General features: G+C 42.7%; 14 protein-coding genes and 1 riboswitch. Of the genes, 7 read left to right on the top strand and 7 right to left on the bottom strand.

What is annotated here, in order from left to right:
* Positions 1 to 24: 24 nt before the first annotated feature.
* Positions 25 to 1,167, top strand: coding sequence for an N-acetylglucosamine-6-phosphate deacetylase (gene nagA / locus C8D76_RS04330; protein WP_116631577.1), 1,143 nt, complete (start codon positions 25 to 27; stop codon positions 1,165 to 1,167).
* Between the two features lie 80 nt (positions 1,168 to 1,247).
* Here the strand turns inward: nagA and C8D76_RS04325 are convergent, their stop codons facing one another.
* The 4 genes from C8D76_RS04325 to sfsA all read right to left on the bottom strand — a co-directional run bounded on the left by C8D76_RS04325 (position 1,248) and on the right by sfsA (position 6,477).
* A complete protein-coding gene (locus tag C8D76_RS04325; RefSeq protein WP_116631576.1) occupies positions 1,248 to 2,546 on the bottom strand; it encodes an adenylosuccinate synthase in 1,299 nt (432 codons plus the stop codon).
* Between the two features lie 78 nt (positions 2,547 to 2,624).
* Complete coding sequence (locus tag C8D76_RS04320; RefSeq protein ID WP_116631575.1) at positions 2,625 to 4,073, bottom strand: glycoside hydrolase family 32 protein; 1,449 nt, start codon at positions 4,071 to 4,073, stop codon at positions 2,625 to 2,627.
* Between the two features lie 279 nt (positions 4,074 to 4,352).
* Positions 4,353 to 5,540: a tyrosine--tRNA ligase gene (gene tyrS, locus C8D76_RS04310; protein WP_116631574.1), complete on the bottom strand. Its 1,188-nt coding sequence runs from the start codon at positions 5,538 to 5,540 to the stop codon at positions 4,353 to 4,355.
* Positions 5,541 to 5,763: 223 nt separating this feature from the next.
* Positions 5,764 to 6,477 (bottom strand): DNA/RNA nuclease SfsA, encoded by a 714-nt coding sequence (gene sfsA, locus C8D76_RS04305; RefSeq protein WP_116631573.1) that lies wholly within the window; start codon positions 6,475 to 6,477, stop codon positions 5,764 to 5,766.
* Positions 6,478 to 6,743: 266 nt separating this feature from the next.
* On the opposite strand from sfsA, the gene pntA reads away from it, so the two are divergent.
* The gene (gene pntA, locus C8D76_RS04300) at positions 6,744 to 8,282 is read left to right on the top strand and encodes a Re/Si-specific NAD(P)(+) transhydrogenase subunit alpha (protein WP_116631572.1); all 1,539 of its coding nucleotides are present in this window, start codon (positions 6,744 to 6,746) and stop codon (positions 8,280 to 8,282) included.
* 10 nt (positions 8,283 to 8,292) lie between these two features.
* Positions 8,293 to 9,741 (top strand): Re/Si-specific NAD(P)(+) transhydrogenase subunit beta, encoded by a 1,449-nt coding sequence (pntB, locus tag C8D76_RS04295; protein ID WP_116631571.1) that lies wholly within the window; start codon positions 8,293 to 8,295, stop codon positions 9,739 to 9,741.
* Positions 9,742 to 9,935: 194 nt separating this feature from the next.
* On the opposite strand, the gene znuB is transcribed toward pntB, so the two are convergent.
* Together znuB and znuC are read right to left on the bottom strand one after the other, a co-directional pair.
* Positions 9,936 to 10,721, bottom strand: coding sequence for a zinc ABC transporter permease subunit ZnuB (gene znuB / locus C8D76_RS04290; protein WP_116631570.1), 786 nt, complete (start codon positions 10,719 to 10,721; stop codon positions 9,936 to 9,938).
* A gap of 12 nt (positions 10,722 to 10,733) precedes the next feature.
* Positions 10,734 to 11,561, bottom strand: coding sequence for a zinc ABC transporter ATP-binding protein ZnuC (gene znuC / locus C8D76_RS04285; RefSeq protein ID WP_116631569.1), 828 nt, complete (start codon positions 11,559 to 11,561; stop codon positions 10,734 to 10,736).
* 181 nt (positions 11,562 to 11,742) lie between these two features.
* Here znuC and mepM point away from each other — a divergent pair, with 181 nt between their 5' ends.
* The 4 genes from mepM to thiE all read left to right on the top strand — a co-directional run bounded on the left by mepM (position 11,743) and on the right by thiE (position 15,815).
* Positions 11,743 to 13,212 carry a murein DD-endopeptidase MepM gene (mepM, locus tag C8D76_RS04280; RefSeq protein ID WP_116631568.1) on the top strand — a complete coding sequence of 490 codons (1,470 nt, stop codon included), beginning with the start codon at positions 11,743 to 11,745 and terminating at the stop codon, positions 13,210 to 13,212.
* Between the two features lie 174 nt (positions 13,213 to 13,386).
* Positions 13,387 to 13,479: riboswitch (TPP riboswitch) on the top strand.
* Between the two features lie 54 nt (positions 13,480 to 13,533).
* A complete protein-coding gene (gene thiM / locus C8D76_RS04275; protein WP_116631567.1) occupies positions 13,534 to 14,343 on the top strand; it encodes a hydroxyethylthiazole kinase in 810 nt (269 codons plus the stop codon).
* Positions 14,336 to 15,142, top strand: coding sequence for a bifunctional hydroxymethylpyrimidine kinase/phosphomethylpyrimidine kinase (gene thiD, locus C8D76_RS04270; protein WP_116631566.1), 807 nt, complete (start codon positions 14,336 to 14,338; stop codon positions 15,140 to 15,142). Before thiM ends, thiD begins: the two co-directional genes overlap by 8 nt.
* Positions 15,135 to 15,815: a thiamine phosphate synthase gene (thiE, locus tag C8D76_RS04265; RefSeq protein ID WP_116631565.1), complete on the top strand. Its 681-nt coding sequence runs from the start codon at positions 15,135 to 15,137 to the stop codon at positions 15,813 to 15,815. The genes thiD and thiE overlap by 8 nt, the downstream gene beginning before the upstream one ends.
* A 152-nt stretch (positions 15,816 to 15,967) precedes the next feature.
* On the opposite strand, the gene nhaA is transcribed toward thiE, so the two are convergent.
* Positions 15,968 to 17,131: a Na+/H+ antiporter NhaA gene (nhaA, locus tag C8D76_RS04260; RefSeq protein WP_116631564.1), complete on the bottom strand. Its 1,164-nt coding sequence runs from the start codon at positions 17,129 to 17,131 to the stop codon at positions 15,968 to 15,970.
* Positions 17,132 to 17,135: the final 4 nt, after the last annotated feature.

Here is a 17,135-nt window from a genome sequence, read left to right as displayed (position 1 = left end):
AAATTGAAAGCAAGGAAAAATAAGATGAAATATGCGTTAACGAATGCGGTAATTTACAGCAATTATGATGTGCTTTATGGCTATGCAGTGGTGGTGGAAAATGACAAGATTTCTGCGGTAATTCCAGAAGAGAACTTGGCAGAGGACATTCAACGAATTGATTTACAAGGGCATAATCTCACGGCAGGCTTTATTGATTTACAACTTAATGGATGCGGTGGCGTGATGGTGAATGAACAGCCGACAGTCGAAACCTTGGAAATCATGCAAGCCACTAATTTACGTTCCGGCACGACAAGCTATTTACCGACTTTCATTACCGATAGCGATGAAGGCATGAAAAGTGCGGTCAAAATGATGAGAGATTATTTGGCTAAACACCAAAATCAGGCTTTGGGGCTGCATTTGGAGGGGCCTTATTTGAGCTTGGAGAAAAAAGGCGTTCATCGTGCGGAATATATCCGTGAAATCACCCCAGAAATGAAAGCTTTTTTATGTGAGAATGCCGATGTGATCACCAAACTAACCATTGCGGCAGAAAATCCAACAATGCAATATGCGGCGGATTTTGTTAATGCGGGCATGATTGTTTCGGTTGGGCATTCTAATGCCTCTTATGATGTTGCCAAACAAGCCATCGCCAATGGCGTTAGTTTCGCCACTCATCTTCATAATGCGATGTCGCCTGTGAGCAGTGGTCGCGAGATGGGCTTGGTGGGGGCTGTATTAGATTCAGACAATATTTACGCAGGCATTATTGTCGATGGATTGCATGTAGAATTTGGCAACATTAAAATTGCCAAACGTTGCAAAGGGGAAAAACTTTGTATTGTGACGGATGCCACTGCCGCAGCGGGCGCATCGATTGAGCAATTTACCTTTGTGGACAAAACGGTTTATGTGCGTGATGGTAAATGTTTTGATGCCAATGGTACGCTTGGCGGTTCAGCAATTACCATGATAGAAAGCGTGAAAAATGCCGTGAAGTTTGTGGGCATTCCGCTTGATGAAACCTTGCGTATGTGTAATTTGTATCCAGCCCGAGCTATTGGCGTTGATGACAAATTAGGCTCTATTGGAGTGGGCAAAATTGCTAATTTAACCGTGTTTAGCCATGATTTTAACGTGATTGGCACCGCGGTTAATGGCAACTGGCAGTTAAATTAGCAGATTAAAAGAGCTCAGAAAATAGTTGAAAAAACAAAGCCCACAATTTGTGGGCTTTTTAATTGGGAGAGCTTACAATATTAAGCTGCAAACGGATCTTGTAAAATCATTGTTTCCAAACGGTCTGGACCTGTTGAAAGAATAGCAACTGGCACACCAGTAACTTCTTCAATGCGTTTTACATAATTGTGAACCGCTTTTGGCAGTTTGTCGTATTCGGTTACCCCAAAGGTATTTTCTTTCCAACCTGGCATACTTTCGTAAATTGGCTCTACACCTTCCCAGTCTTTCGCTGAAAGTGGTGCATAATCAACCACTTCGCCATTTGGTAATTTATAACCGACGCAGATTTTTACTTCATCAAAGCCGTCTAATACGTCTAATTTGGTCATACAGAAACCCGAGATCGAGTTCACTTGAATGGCGCGGCGAATTGCCACTGCATCAAACCAACCACAACGGCGTGGGCGACCTGTTACTGCGCCAAATTCGTTACCTTTACGCGCAATTTCTGCACCGACTTCATCAAATAATTCTGTGGTGAATGGACCGCCACCAACACGCGTACAGTAAGCTTTGATGATACCTAACACATAATCGATATTACGTGGGCCAAAACCTGAACCTGTTGCCACACCGCCTGCGGTTGTATTTGAACTGGTGACGAATGGATAGGTGCCGTGGTCGATATCCAACATCGCCCCTTGCGCACCTTCAAACAGAATGTTGTCGCCATTTTTACGAGCGGTATCAAGAATTGTGCTGATATCAGCCACCATACCTAAAATGACATCGCGAATCGCTAACACATCATCTAATGTTTTTTGGAAGTCAACCGCTTCGGCTTTGTAGTAGTGGACGAGTTGGAAATTGTAATAATCCAACACATTTTTCAATTTTTCTGCAAATTTTTCTTTATCGAATAAATCGCTCACACGCAAACCACGGCGAGCCACTTTATCTTCATAAGCAGGACCGATACCACGACCAGTGGTACCAATTTTGTTATTGCCTAACGCCGCTTCACGCGCGTGATCCATTGCAACGTGATAAGGCAAAATTAATGGACAAGCTTCAGAGATTAAAAGACGTTCACGCACTTTAATGCCGCGGCTTTCTAATTCGCCCATTTCTTGCATTAATGCGGAGGGAGAAAGCACCACACCATTACCAATTAAGCAGGTTACGTTATCGCGTAAAATTCCGCTTGGAATTAAGCGCAATACCGTTTTTTCACCGTTGATAATTAAGGTGTGACCCGCATTGTGGCCGCCTTGATAGCGCACAACGTATTTCACGCGATCTGTTAACAGATCGACAATTTTGCCTTTCCCTTCATCGCCCCATTGAGCGCCGAGAATTACAACACTTTTACCCATAATTTTGTCCCGTGGTTTTTAACAATAATCTTCAATACTTTACTCGTTTTTGCACGATAACTCAACGTTAAAGGCGTTTTATTTGATTTCAATTGCCTTTGGTTGTGCAATTTCTAACTGCAAAGTGCGGTCAGTTTTAACAATATTTTTTCGCTGGCGAATAAAAAAGCGCGAGGTCATCGCTTTTTCCCCACCATTGAGGAAAATTTCACACACCGAGCGATCAAAAAATATTTCTACTTGTTCCAGATTTTCAATTTCACAATAACGCTGCCTGCCAAACTTTTGCATCCAAACTGTTTGCGCTGTGTGGCTACGATCTAAGTACAGCAGTTTTCCATCATAGGAAAGGGTGAGTTTTTCTCCTTGTTCATTGTGGAAAAACGCTAAATGAAAGGCGGCGTTGTTTGCGTTAAATTTGATATAGGAAGTATCTAAATGCGCGATCTCAACCTGTTCTTCAAGCTGAATGGTTTGAAGTGCGGTCAAATTTTGATAAATTTCTTGAACAGGTTGTTGATAGAGTTTGTTTTGCACTAAACGCAATTCGCGCGGCAAAGTGAGCATAGAATGCCATTTGAATTCGTCAGTAGGGTAGGTTAAATCAGGTAAGCCGATCCAAGCCAATAAAATGGTTCGATCTGCAACATTGGCAATGGTTTGCGGTGCATAGAAATCAAAACCTTGATCAAGCTCGGCAATCTGCTCAGCGTTGAATGTTTGGTGATCTAATTCGCCAACCGCATAGGTGGCGTGATAATTATTTTGGAACTGATGCGCCTCGCGTTGTTTGCCTTGCGGCGACCAAATAAAAACATCTTTGCCGCCAATGTTGAGTAAATCAGGGCATTCCCACATAAATACGCCGTGATTATCAAAAGCAGGAATGGCGAGCTCGCCGATTATGCGTGGCGTATCATTTAAATTTGCCATTTCAAAAATCACAGCCGTTCCGGTGAAATTTTCACGCTGCGCACCACACACAAAACGGATTTTTCCGTCTTTGCTGTAATAAGGTTTGGGATCGCGGAAATGTTCGCTATAACCTGTGGGCGCATTCTCTAATAATGGGCGTTTGCTGATAAGCTGCCCAGCTTTGTCGAAAATGGCTAAATTTTGGAATGGAATGCGTTGGTTGTCGCTAGCTCGGCGCGTGTTGCCTGTATAAAAACACGCGATTTTATCCTCAACCAATAACGCCCCGCCAGAATAACAACCGTGGCTCTCAAAATGTTCATCAGGGATCAGATCTTGGGCGCTTTCATAATGGATAAAATCTTTGGTAGTATAATGTTTCCAGTGTTTCATTCCATGAATGGCATCGAATGGAAACCATTGATAAAACACATGAAATTTCTCCCCATCGAAAATTAAACCATTAGGATCATTGAGTAAACCTGTTGGCGTGGTGAGATGAAAGTGCGGTCGAAAATCTTGATCTTTTTTGACCGCACTTTCAAGCGCATCGAGTTCGCCTTGAGTGGCGGCATGTAAGGATTTGTATTTGCCATTATTGAAAATGATCATTGAAAGCACCTAAATGTAGAACGAAAAACGAAAAGTTGGGGACGCTATTTGTTGCCACCACTGAGAATTAATTGGCTAAAAATACTGCTAATTGCTGTTGATTTGGCAAAGCAGACATTGCGCCTTTTATAGTACAAGCCAACGCAGCATTTGCACATTTTAGCTAATGGTTCTCGCAATCCAATATGGCATCACCAAGCACCCAAATTTTATTGGCCATTTTGCTTTCCTATCAAAGAAGAGGCGGACACTTGGTCCGCCTGCAGATTGGTTATTTCGTTATTTTACTGTAACACGAGCAAATTTACGTTTGCCTACCTGGTAAACGAATGTGCCTGGCTGTGCATTTTGGCGCACGTCAGTGATTTTTTCGCCATCAATTTTAACACCGCCTTGTTGCGCGCTGCGGATTGCTTCGGATGTTGAAGCCACCAAGCCCGCTTCTTTTAATAAATTGGCTAAGCCGATCTCACCTTCAAAAGTAAATTCAGGCATTTCTTCAGGCATCGCACCTTTTTGGAAGCGGTTAATAAATTCTTGCTCCGCCGCATCTGCATCGGCTTCACTGTGGAAACGGGCGATGATTTCTTTGGCGAGTAAGATTTTGACATCACGAGGATTTTTGCCCGCTGCCACTTCTGCTTTTAATTGTGCGATTTCCGCTAATGGACGGAATGAGAGCAAGTTATACCAATCCCACATTAAATCATCAGAAATTGACATGATTTTACCGAACATTTCATTCGGCGCTTCAGTAACCCCAATGTAATTGCCCAAGGATTTAGACATTTTTTTCTCGCCATCTAAGCCCACGAGTAATGGCATTGTCATCGCCACTTGTGGTTTTTGCCCATCTGCTTTTTGTAATTCACGTCCGATTAATAAATTGAATGTTTGGTCTGTGCCGCCAAGTTCAACGTCTGCTTTTAAGTGAACAGAATCTTGCCCTTGTAATAATGGGTAGATAAATTCGTGAATCGCGATAGGTTGTTGATTTGCAAAACGTTTTTTGAAATCATCTCGCTCAAGCATGCGTGCGACCGTATAGTTTGAAGCAAGGCGGATCATTCCTTCTGTGCCTAATTGTCCTAACCATTCGGAGTTGAAGCTAATGTTGGTTTTTTGCGGATCTAAAATTTTGAAAATTTGTTGTTTATAGGTTTCTGCATTGCGCATGACATCTTCACGAGTCAGCGGCGGGCGCGTTGCATTTTTGCCCGATGGATCGCCGACCATTCCTGTGAAATCACCAATCAAGAATATCACTTCATGGCCAAGTTCTTGAAATTTACGCAATTTATTTAAAACTACAGTATGACCTAAGTGAATATCTGGTGCAGTTGGGTCAGCCCCTAATTTTACGCGTAATGGGCGGTTTTCTTTCAATTTTTCAATTAAATCTTCTTCAGAGTAAATATTCTCAACACCGCGCTTTAGTTCCGCGAGAACAGTATTCAAATCAGTCATCTTATTATTTGCCTTCTATAATAAAGAAAAGGTAATTATAGTGGATATTGCTGAAATGAAAAGGGTTAAAGCGTAAATTTGACAAAAGAAAGGCGTTGACTTGTGGGGAGTGCAACGCCTAAAAGTTGGAGTGATTATCTATTGTTGTTTTGATGTGTTCATGATAATAATTCTCAATTAGCGTGTCAATAGATAAATGAAAATAATTCTCAAATAATGAGATTTAAATGAAGGGGACCGCTTCAGTCAGCGAAAGTGCGGTCGGAATTCCTTGTGTTTTTTCAAATTTTCCCGCATAAGCATAGGCTTCCACGCCTTCTTGCAAGGCTTGTTTAAGCAATTTGTCATATTCAGGATCAATATATTCCGCAATTTTGAAACAATCAAAACCATCATGTAAGCCCGCGAAAAGCACAACGGCACGATGCCCGTGCTTTTTCATCGCCATCAATTCACGAACGTGTTTCTGTCCGCGAGTAGTCACAGCATCAGGAAACATACCGATATTATTTTTCACTAGAGTGATCGATTTCACTTCCAAATAACAATCTGGCAGCCCTTCCCCTTTCAGCAAAAAATCAATTCGACTATTTTCTTCACCATATTTCACTTCGGGATAGATCTCATCATACATTGCCAACTCTTTAATTTGCTTGTTTAACAAAGCTTCATGCACTAGTTGATTAGAACGATGGGTGTTAATGCAAACCAAATTGCCACTTTCAAGCTCGGTTAATTCCCAAGAGCAAGGATATTTTCGCGTTTCACTTTTAGAATCGGAATACCAAATCGTGTTTCCTTTTTCGCCGCAGCCCGTCATTGCCCCAGTATTGGCGCAATGAATGGTCATCTCATCACCATTTTGTAGCTGCACATCCGTAAGAAAACGTTTATAGCGGCGGATTAAGGTGGCTGGTTGAAGAGAGGGAAATTGCATAAAGTTATCCTAAATAAGCATTAAAAGTGAAATAAACTATAGCAAAATCGACCGCACTTTGCGAATTTTCTAAAATAATTGTTTATTTTTTCTGATTTATTCAATGAAATCCAAATTTATAGGATTTTTTCATAAAAAAACAATTCCCATTTTCTATTATTTAGTGTTAAAGTTGAGACGGTTTGACTTATTGTCATCTCGGGTATTTGGACTAATACAAACTGTTAGCTCAATGTGTATCGATCAACTAATTTTAAGGAAGTGTTATGTTAATTGGTGTACCTAGAGAACTGTTTAACGGCGAAACACGTGTGGCAGCAACGCCAAAAACTGTTGAACAGATCAAAAAGCTCGGTTTTGATGTGCTCGTTGAACACGATGCAGGTTTTAAAGCGAGTTTTGAAGACAGCGCATTTGTAAACGCAGGTGCGGCTGTTGGCACACAACAAGAAGTTTGGGCTTCAGATATTATTTTTAAAGTGAATGCGCCAACTGACGATGAAATTGCTCTGATTAAAGAAGGTGCGACGCTAGTAAGCTTTATTTGGCCTGCGCAAAACCCGCAATTAATGGAAAAATTGCAAGCGAAAAAAATCAATGTGTTAGCAATGGATGCGGTACCGCGTATTTCACGTGCGCAAGCCCTTGATGCATTGAGTTCAATGGCGAATATTTCTGGTTATCGTGCGGTGATCGAAGCGGCAAACGCTTTTGGTAGTTTCTTTACAGGGCAAATTACTGCCGCAGGTAAAGTACCACCAGCGAAAGTGCTTGTGATTGGGGCAGGGGTTGCAGGATTAGCAGCAATTGGTGCAGCAAATAGCTTAGGTGCGATTGTCCGTGCTTTTGACTCTCGTCCAGAAGTAAAAGAACAAGTTAAATCAATGGGCGCAGATTTCTTAGAAATTGATTTCGAAGAAGAAGGTGGTTCAGGCGATGGTTATGCCAAAGTGATGTCTGAAGAGTTTAACCGCCGCGCAATGGAACTTTACGCTGAACAAGCGAAAGAAGTTGATATTATTATCACCACAGCCGCGATTCCTGGTAAAGCCGCACCGCGTTTAATCACCAAAGAGATGGTTGATTCAATGAAACCAGGTTCGGTGATTGTTGATTTGGCGGCGGCAACGGGTGGTAACTGCGATTACACCAAAGCAGGCGAAGTGGTGGTAACCGAAAATCAAGTCAAAGTGATTGGTTATACAGACTTCCCAGCACGTTTGCCGACTCAATCTTCACAACTTTATGGTACAAACTTAGTTAACTTACTCAAACTACTTGCACCAAATAAAGACGGTCAGATTGATATTAATTTTGACGATGTGGTATTGCGTGGTGTCACTGTGGTGCGTGACGGTGAATTAACATGGCCTGCGCCACCAATTCAAGTGTCAGCACAGCCTCAAAAACCAGCTGCGGCAGCGCCAGTCGAGAAAAAAGAAGAAAAACCTGCAGATCCACGAGTGAAATATGGCTTAATGGCAGGGTGCGGCGCGCTATTCTTATGGTTAGCCTCTGTTGCACCAGCAGCATTCTTATCACACTTTACCGTATTCGTCTTAGCTTGCGTGGTGGGTTATTATGTGGTTTGGAACGTCAGCCACGCATTGCACACCCCATTAATGGCAGTAACAAATGCGATTTCAGGTATTATCATTGTTGGGGCGGTATTACAAATTGCGCAGCCGACAGGTAATTTAGTTGTAGATATTCTTGCATTTATTGCGATCTTAGTGGCAAGCATTAATATCTTCGGTGGTTTTAAAGTGACGCAACGTATGCTTGCAATGTTTAGAAAAGGTTAAGGAGAAACTCATGTCTTTTGGATTTGTAACAGCTGCATATATTATTGCTGCGATTCTCTTTATTATGAGTTTAGCAGGGCTTTCTAAACACGAAACCGCAAAAGCAGGTTGTTGGTACGGTATTGTAGGGATGGCGATCGCGTTAGTTGCCACCATTTTCGGCCCACAATCACAAGGCACACTTTGGATCTTGATTGCAATGGCAATCGGGGGCTTTATCGGCGTGAAAAAAGCCTTAAAAGTTGAAATGACAGAAATGCCAGAATTAGTGGCAATTTTGCACAGCTTTGTAGGTTTAGCGGCGGTCTTAGTCGGCTTTAACAGCTATGGTTTGCACGTAGATGCCGTTCCACCAGCTAATTTAGACGAAGTGGCACTAGCGGCATTCCACGCAGAACAAGCTACCTTGGCGAACATTCACAATGTTGAAGTGTTTCTTGGCATCTTTATCGGTGCAGTTACCTTCTCTGGTTCATTAGTGGCATTCGGCAAATTAAGTGGCAAATTATTCGGTCGCAAAGTGTCTTCTGCGGCATTAAATATTCCACATAAACACAAATGGAATCTAGCAGCATTAGTGGTTTCAGCCTTATTAATGGTTGCATTCTTAAACAATCCGCACAACATTTTTCCAGTGTTGGTGATGACAGCAATCGCGCTAGTCTTTGGCTGGCATTTAGTTTCATCCATTGGTGGCGCGGATATGCCTGTGGTTGTTTCAATGTTGAACTCTTATTCAGGTTGGGCAGCGGCTGCAGCGGGCTTTATGTTAAGCAATGACTTATTAATTGTAACAGGTGCCTTAGTGGGGTCATCAGGTGCGATTCTTTCTTACATCATGTGTAAAGCGATGAACCGTTCATTTATCAGCGTGATTGCAGGCGGCTTCGGCACAGAAGTGAGCGCAAGTTCAGGCGATGAAGAACAAGGCGAACACCGTGAAACTACCGCTGAAGAAGTGGCGGAAATGCTGAAAAATGCAAGCTCTGTCATCATCACACCGGGATACGGAATGGCGGTTGCACAAGCTCAATATCCTGTGGCAGAAATTACCGCAAAATTACGCGAGAAAGGAGTGAACGTGCGTTTTGGTATTCACCCAGTTGCAGGTCGTTTACCAGGTCATATGAACGTATTGCTTGCAGAAGCGAAAGTGCCGTACGATGTGGTGCTTGAAATGGATGAAATTAATGATGATTTTGAAGATACCGATGTTGTATTGGTTATCGGTGCCAACGACACGGTAAACCCAGCGGCATTAGACGATCCATCAAGCCCAATCGCAGGTATGCCAGTGTTAGAAGTGTGGAAAGCACAAAACGTTATCGTATTCAAACGCTCAATGGCAGTTGGATACGCTGGCGTACAAAATCCATTGTTCTTCAAAGAAAATACCCAAATGCTATTCGGCGATGCGAAAGAGCGTGTGGATGATATTTTGAGAGTATTAAATAACTAGTTGTTATTAAACATAAAAAGAAGAGAGCAAGGCGAACCCTTGCTCTTTTTTATTTTGGAACGTAACGAAAAAGCTTATTTTGCAGAAAGCATAAAAAATAAATGAAAATCTGACCGCACTTTTTTGTAGTTGCACTGATTTGACGGAGCAAATGAAGAATAAAGTGCGGTCAAAAAATGAAAAATTTTAGTCATTTAAACCCGTTCTTTAACGAGTAACGAGAGCAAAAATAATATTGCGGCACAAATCACCACTGAAGGCCCAGCAGCCGTGTTATAAAACGCAGACAAGGTTAAGCCCATAGATACGGATAGCATACTTATCAACACCGCAATGATTGCCATCGTTTCTGGTGTGCGGGCAAAGCGTCGAGCAGTGGCGGCAGGAATGATTAATAGAGAAGTGATGATTAACGCGCCGACAAATTTCATGCTTAATGCGATGGTAAGTGCGGTCAAAATCATCAAAATAAAACGCATTTTCTGAATATTAATGCCTTCTACTTGAGCTAATTCTGGGCTAACCGTGGTGGAGATGAGCGGTTTCCAAAACCATAATAAAACCGCGAGTACCACAACAACACCAAGGCTAATTAGCCATAAATCTTCAGAACTGACCGCAAGTAAATCTCCAAATAAATACCCCATGAGATCGACGCGAACATTTTGCAATAAACCGACAGTAACAACCCCGAGAGATAAGCAACTGTGCGCGATAATGCCTAAAATCGTATCCACAGAATAATGGGAATTATTTTCCAGCCATACCATTAATATGGCGAGCAACACCGTCAAAATGATGATGGCGAGATAGGGATTGATTTCAAGAAAAATCCCTAATGCCACGCCGAGTAAAGCAGAATGAGCGAGCGTATCGCCAAAATAAGCCATTTTACGCCACACTACAAAAGCTCCAAGTGGTGCCGTGATTAAGGAAAGCAACATACCAGAGAGCCAAGCGGGAAAGATAATTTCAAACATAATGATGATTACTTAGTGATTGTGGTGATTGTGTTGTGCGCATTGATATTGCCCCGAACAGCATACATCGCCATGCATATCATGGCGGTGGTTATGGTGGTGGGTATAAAACGCAATATTTTTCGCAAATTGATCGCCAAAATGCTGAATAAATGCAGGCTCAGCACTAATGGTTTCCGGCGAACCCGCGCAGCAAATATGTTGGTTAACGCAAAGTACATTGTTGGTGTCCGCCATCACAATATGTAAATCATGAGAGACCATCAGTACCGCACAATTTAAGGTTTTTCGTGTTTGATGAATTAATTGGTAGAGTTCAACTTGCCCATTAATATCAACACCTTGAGTCGGTTCATCAAGCACTAATAAATTCGGTTTATTCAAAATAGCACGGGCGAGCAGCACGCGTTGCATCTCGCCGCCAGAGAGTTTTTGTAGCGAATTTTTTATTAAATGGCCAATTGAAAGCAATTCAATCGCTTGTTGAATATCTGATTGCGAAATGCCTTTTTTGAGTGACAGAAATTTTTCGACCGTAATCGGAAAGCTATGATCTAAGTGAATTTTTTGTGGCAGATAACCGATGCGCACGTTTTTGCCATATTTTATCTTGCCAGAACTTGGTTTGATTAATTTTAGCAACACTTTCAACAGGGTCGATTTCCCCCCACCATTAGGGCCGACAATGGTCGTAACCGCATTCGGATACACCGCCATATTAATATGCTGTAATGCTGTTTTTTGCCCAAAATTGACACAAATATCCTTAAGCTCAATTAAAGGTGCAGCCTGTTTGTTTGGCGAATTATCTGAATTTCTGTGAATGGCATTGATATGCATAATAAACTTCGGTGAATTGAAAAAACGTTTAAAGATAACGTATTTCAGCCAGTGAAACAAGCTAATTGCTCAAAGTTTAAGTCGTAAAATTTCCCTGCTCGTGTATAATGAATTTTTTTCGCATTTTGCGGTCTTACACCCACAGATAAATTTTTGATATTTTTTAGGTAGGCATTTCCCCTTGGCTCAACACGTTAAACTTGCCCGAGAAAGACGGAAAAGAAAATCACGGATTAAAGCGCTGATTTTCTTTTTTGCGCTTATCTGTATTTGTTTGGGCGGTTTATTAAGTTTAAAAGATACGGTTGAGCAGAAGCCTGAAAAAACAACTGAAAGCGCGGCGTATCAGCCTTTGCAAGAAGAGGCCACGCCAGCTCAAATTACCAGCGGCTCAGATCAGGCTGTCGGTGGCGATACAATCGCACAGAAAAACAGCGATGATGCCACCTCTTATGATGATGAACTCACGGGGAAAGACGATGAGTCAGAGTCTATCACCATCGATCCCGATGATCTTAATACCAGTGAACCCTTGCCGAAAGATGCGCAAGCTGCGGTGGACGACCTTATTGATGCCGCGACTCAGGCTAAGCGCATCACCGATCAATTTAGTCACACGATTGTGCGTGGTGATACATTGAAAGATGTGCTGGAATTGTCGGGGTTAGAAGATGAAACCAGTAAAAATTTAATTGCGAGCTACCCAGAGTTGAAAAACTTGAGACCTGGGCAGCAAATGTATTGGATCTTAGATAACGAAAATGATCTTGAATATTTAAACTGGTTAGTGTCAGAAAAAGAAGAGCGCATATACGAGCGTAAATCTGACGGTAAATTCGCACGCCAAATTGTCGAGAAAAAAAGTATCTGGAAGAAAGAGGTGCTAAAAGGCACAGTGGACACATCATTCCATGCTGCTTTGAAAAACCTTGGTTTGGATAGCCGCCAAATTAGTCAATTAACCAGCGCACTTCAGTGGCAATTTAGTATGAATAAACTGAAAAAAGGTGATGCTTTCGCTATTTTGGTTTCGCGTGAATATTTAGACAACAAACTCACAGGGCAAGGTAATGTTGAAGCAATTCACATTAAAAACCTAGGCAAGAGTTATTATGCAATTCAAGCTGAAAATGGACGCTATTATAACCGCCAAGGTGAAACCTTAGGCAAAGGTTTTGCACGTTTCCCAATTCAGCGCCAAGCGCGTATTTCTTCGCCGTTTAATCCGAAACGCCGTCATCCAGTCACAGGGCGCGTTCGCCCACATAATGGCGTGGATTTTGCTTTGCCAATTGGAACGCCAGTGATTGCGCCTGCAGATGGCGTAGTGGAAAAAGTCGCCTATCAATCTGGTGGTGCAGGGCGTTATGTCGTGTTGCGCCATGGGCGTGAATATCAAACGGTTTATATGCATTTAAGTAAGCCTTTGGTCCGTGCAGGGCAAACCGTGAAACGTGGTGAACGTATTGCGCTTTCGGGCAACACAGGCATTTCGACAGGGGCGCATTTGCATTATGAATTCCATATTAATGGTCGCCCAGTCAACCCAATGACGGTCAAATTGCCGGGCACAAGCAATGCAATGCGTGAAGATGAACGCCGTCGTTTTATTACCAAAGCACGTTCAGTGGAACGTCAATTGAAATTTTAAACTCAAGGCTGTTTATGAAAGATAAACAGCCTTTGTTTCTTTTACGATGGCACGAATATGATTGAACGAAGTGCGGTTAAAAATAATGAAAATTTTGACCGCACTTTTTTGTGACAGAGTTCACAATTTTTCTGTTTTTTCTTTGTTTCTGAGGCAAAAAGAATTTAGACTAGTCAGCGTTAGTCGGGGTGCTGCGAAGCGGCTGAGAACATACCCGTAAAACCTGATACAGCTAATACTGGCGTAGGGAACTAATCCTTTCTTTATTCTCCTTTCGACCATTTATTGCGTATCTTTTCTATCTAGTTATTAGGAAACTCTATGCAATTCAAATACTTAAATTTAGTGCGAGAGCGCAACCCATTAGTGCATTGCATGACGAATATTGTGGTGGCGAATTTTTCCGCAAATGGTTTACTTGCTTTAGGCGCCTCACCTTTTATGTCCACTTCGCCACAAGAAGTGGCGGAAATCCAAACCTTTGGGCAAGCCTTGTTAATCAATATTGGCACGCTCAATAAATCAGATGTTGACGCGATGTTGATTGCAGGAAAAGCCGCTAATCAGCAAGGCATTCCCGTGGTTTTAGATCCTGTTGGCGCAGGGGCAACGGCATATCGCCGCCAAGTAACTTCGCAACTCTTGAGCGAAATTCAATTTACAGCGATTCGAGGCAATGCCGCAGAAATTGCGTTTTTAGCGAACGTGGATTGGCAAGGCAAGGGCGTTGATGCTGGGCAAGGAGAAGCCAATCTCGGCGAGATTGCTCGCACTGCCGCTCAAAAATACCAATGCATTGTGGCAGTCAGTGGGGAAATTGATTATCTCAGCGATGGAAAAAACGTCATACAAATAGCCAATGGCACGCCATTATTCCCGAAAATAACGGGTTCTGGCTGCTTATTGGGCGCGGTGATCGCCGCATTTTTAGGCGTGGTGGATAAACAAGATAATTTAAACGCCGTGGTTGAAGCCTGCACGGTTTATGCGCTAGCAGGGGAAATAGCTGCACAAAATCTCAGCACACAGGTGGGATCTTTTGCCACTGCGTTTTTGAATCAGTTAGCTGAAATTTCTTGTGAAAATTTGACCGCACTTTTGAAACTAAATAAGGAGAACAATAATGCATAACATCCCTCAAGCATTGACCATTGCGGGTTCCGACAGTGGCGGTGGAGCAGGTATCCAAGCAGATTTAAAAACCTTTCAAATGCGTAATGTCTTTGGCACTGTTGCAATTACCGCTGTCACTGCGCAGAACACCTTAGGGGTGTTTGATATTTACCCCGTGTCATTAGCAACGATTCGAGCGCAAATCAAAGCAGTCGCCGAAGATTTCTCGCTTTCAGCGGTGAAAATTGGAATGTTAGGCGATGTGGATATTATTGAAACTGTGGCAGATTGTTTACAGCAACATCAGTTGCCGCAAATTGTGTTAGATCCTGTGATGATCGCCAAAGGCGGCGCACCATTGCTGCCAAATCACGCAGTCGCCGCATTAAAACAATATATTGTGCCGCAAGCCAAAGTGATCACCCCAAATCTGCCTGAAGCGGAAGCTTTAACAGGGATTAAAATTATTGACGAAGCCAGTGCAGAAAAGGCGGCGCGCTTATTGCAAGAAATGGGCGCGGAAACTGTTGTAATCAAAGGTGGACATAGCCAAAACTCGCAAAGTGCGGTCTGTTTGGATTGGATTTTTACTCCAACAGAGAAATTTACCCTATCAAGCCCACGTTTCCCAACGCAACATACCCATGGCACGGGCTGCACGTTTTCGGCTTGTATCACGGCAGAATTGGCGAAAGGGCATTCTGTGGAGCAGGCGATTCACACCGCTAAAGCCTTTATTACCGCCGCAATCAGCCATCCGTTAAATCTCGGCCATGGGCATGGGCCGACCAATCATTGGGCATATCAAGATGAATAATATCCGACAAATGTTATCTGTCTATTTTGTGGCAGGAACACAAGATTGTTTGCATTTGGCGGGTGAGCCTTCGGCAAATTTATTACGAATTTTAGAGCAAGCCTTACAAGCGGGAATCACTTGTTTTCAATTTCGTGATAAAGGGGAACATTCGTTGGAGTATGCGTCTGAAAAACAAAAACAGCTGGCAATACAATGCCTTGCCTTGTGTCGGCAATATCAAGTGCCGTTTATTATGAATGATAACGTGCCACTCGCCCTAGAAATTGGGGCGGACGGCATTCATGTTGGGCAGAGTGATATGGCGGTGTCAGAGATTTTAGCGCAAGCCCAGCATAAATTTATTTTGGGTTTATCCACCAATAATTTGGCGGATGTTTTGGCAGCGAAAGATGATGCAAATATTGATTATCTTGGCGTAGGGCCTATTTTCCCAACCCATTCCAAAGCCGATCATTCACCCGCGTTGGGTGTTTCTTTTGTGGGGGAATTAAAAGCCTTAGGCGTTGAAAAACCGCTGGTGGCGATAGGTGGTATCAATGAAAGCAATGCCTATATTTTAAGGGAACAAGGGGCGGATGGTGTTGCGGTGATTTCTGCGATTACCCAGTCCCAACATCTTGCGGAGACCATTCAAATCTTAGCAGGGAAGAAAAAGCGAATAGCGCCTTAGTCCACATATTTTTAGTGCGGTTAAAATTTTTTCGTTTTTAACCGCACTTTGTGTTTAACGCTTACAAAGCATCAATTTTGTGTTTGAAATGAAATCCCAATCTTATGATTTATCCCGCTAAGTGCGGTCAAAAATTAGGATTTTTTCTAAAGTTATGATTTTTTCGTTGAAGAACGTAATAGCACATAACCTAACAAGGCTGAAAGACATGAGCCGAGCAAAATACCGAGTCGCGATAAAGTACTCATCATACTATTTGATTCGCTGATGAAGGCAAGCCCCGCCAAGAACATAGACATAGTAAAACCAATACCACATAACATCGCGATAGCAAGCACTTGTTTAAAGTTAACGCCGTCAGGCAATTTTGCCATTCCTAATTTAACGGAAAGATAGCTTAAGCCAAACACGCCCACAGGTTTACCAATTAACAAGCCAAGGGCGATACCTAAAGGCAGAGCAGAGAACAGTTGATCGCTGCTGATGTTGCCTAATACAACCCCTGCGTTACCAAAGGCAAATAAAGGCAAAATGAAGTAAGAGCACCAAGGCTCAAGCGCGTGTTCTGCTTTATGTAACGGGCTTTCGCCGTTTTTATCTTTTAATGGAATGCTGAAGCCGATAATCACACCAGCAAGTGTGGCGTGCACGCCAGATTTCAATACGGAAGCCCATAGCACAAGACCAATAATGATATAGGCGCTGATATTGCTCACTTTGAAGCGATTTAAGATGAATAAGCCTACAACGGCAACTGCCGCAATCGTTAAGGCTTGCATACTTAAGTCTGTTGAGAAGAAAAGCGCGATAACAACGATTGCGCCCAAGTCATCAATAATCGCTAAGGCGAGCAAGAATACTTTTAGCGCAGGCGGCACTTGTTTACTTAATAACGCCACAATCCCCAGTGCAAAGGCAATATCCGTTGCCATTGGAATTGCCCAACCGTTGGCGAGTTCTGGGTGATCTTTGGTGATTAGCCAATAAACTGCGGCTGGGATGAGCATACCGCCGATAGCGGCAACTGCAGGGAAAATCGCTTTTTGATAGCTGGATAATGAGCCTTCAAACATTTCCCGTTTTACTTCCATACCCACAAGCACGAAAAAGACCGCCATAAACCCATCGTTAATCCAATGGATAAAGGTTTTATTAATCACAAAGGATCCAAATTGCACGGTCACTGGAATATCAAGAAAATCAAAATAGGTGGATTGCAAGCCTGTATTCGCGAAAATCATCGCTAAAATGGCAAAGGCGAAGAGCAAAATACCGCTCGCCGATTCCATCTTAAAAAAACGTTGTAAAAAGTCCATAAGA

Origin of the sequence: Alitibacter langaaensis DSM 22999, from assembly GCF_003096995.1 — a bacterium.
In the GTDB taxonomy this organism is placed as follows: domain Bacteria; phylum Pseudomonadota; class Gammaproteobacteria; order Enterobacterales; family Pasteurellaceae; genus Exercitatus; species Exercitatus langaaensis.
This window is presented reverse-complemented; position numbering and strand designations above follow the sequence as displayed.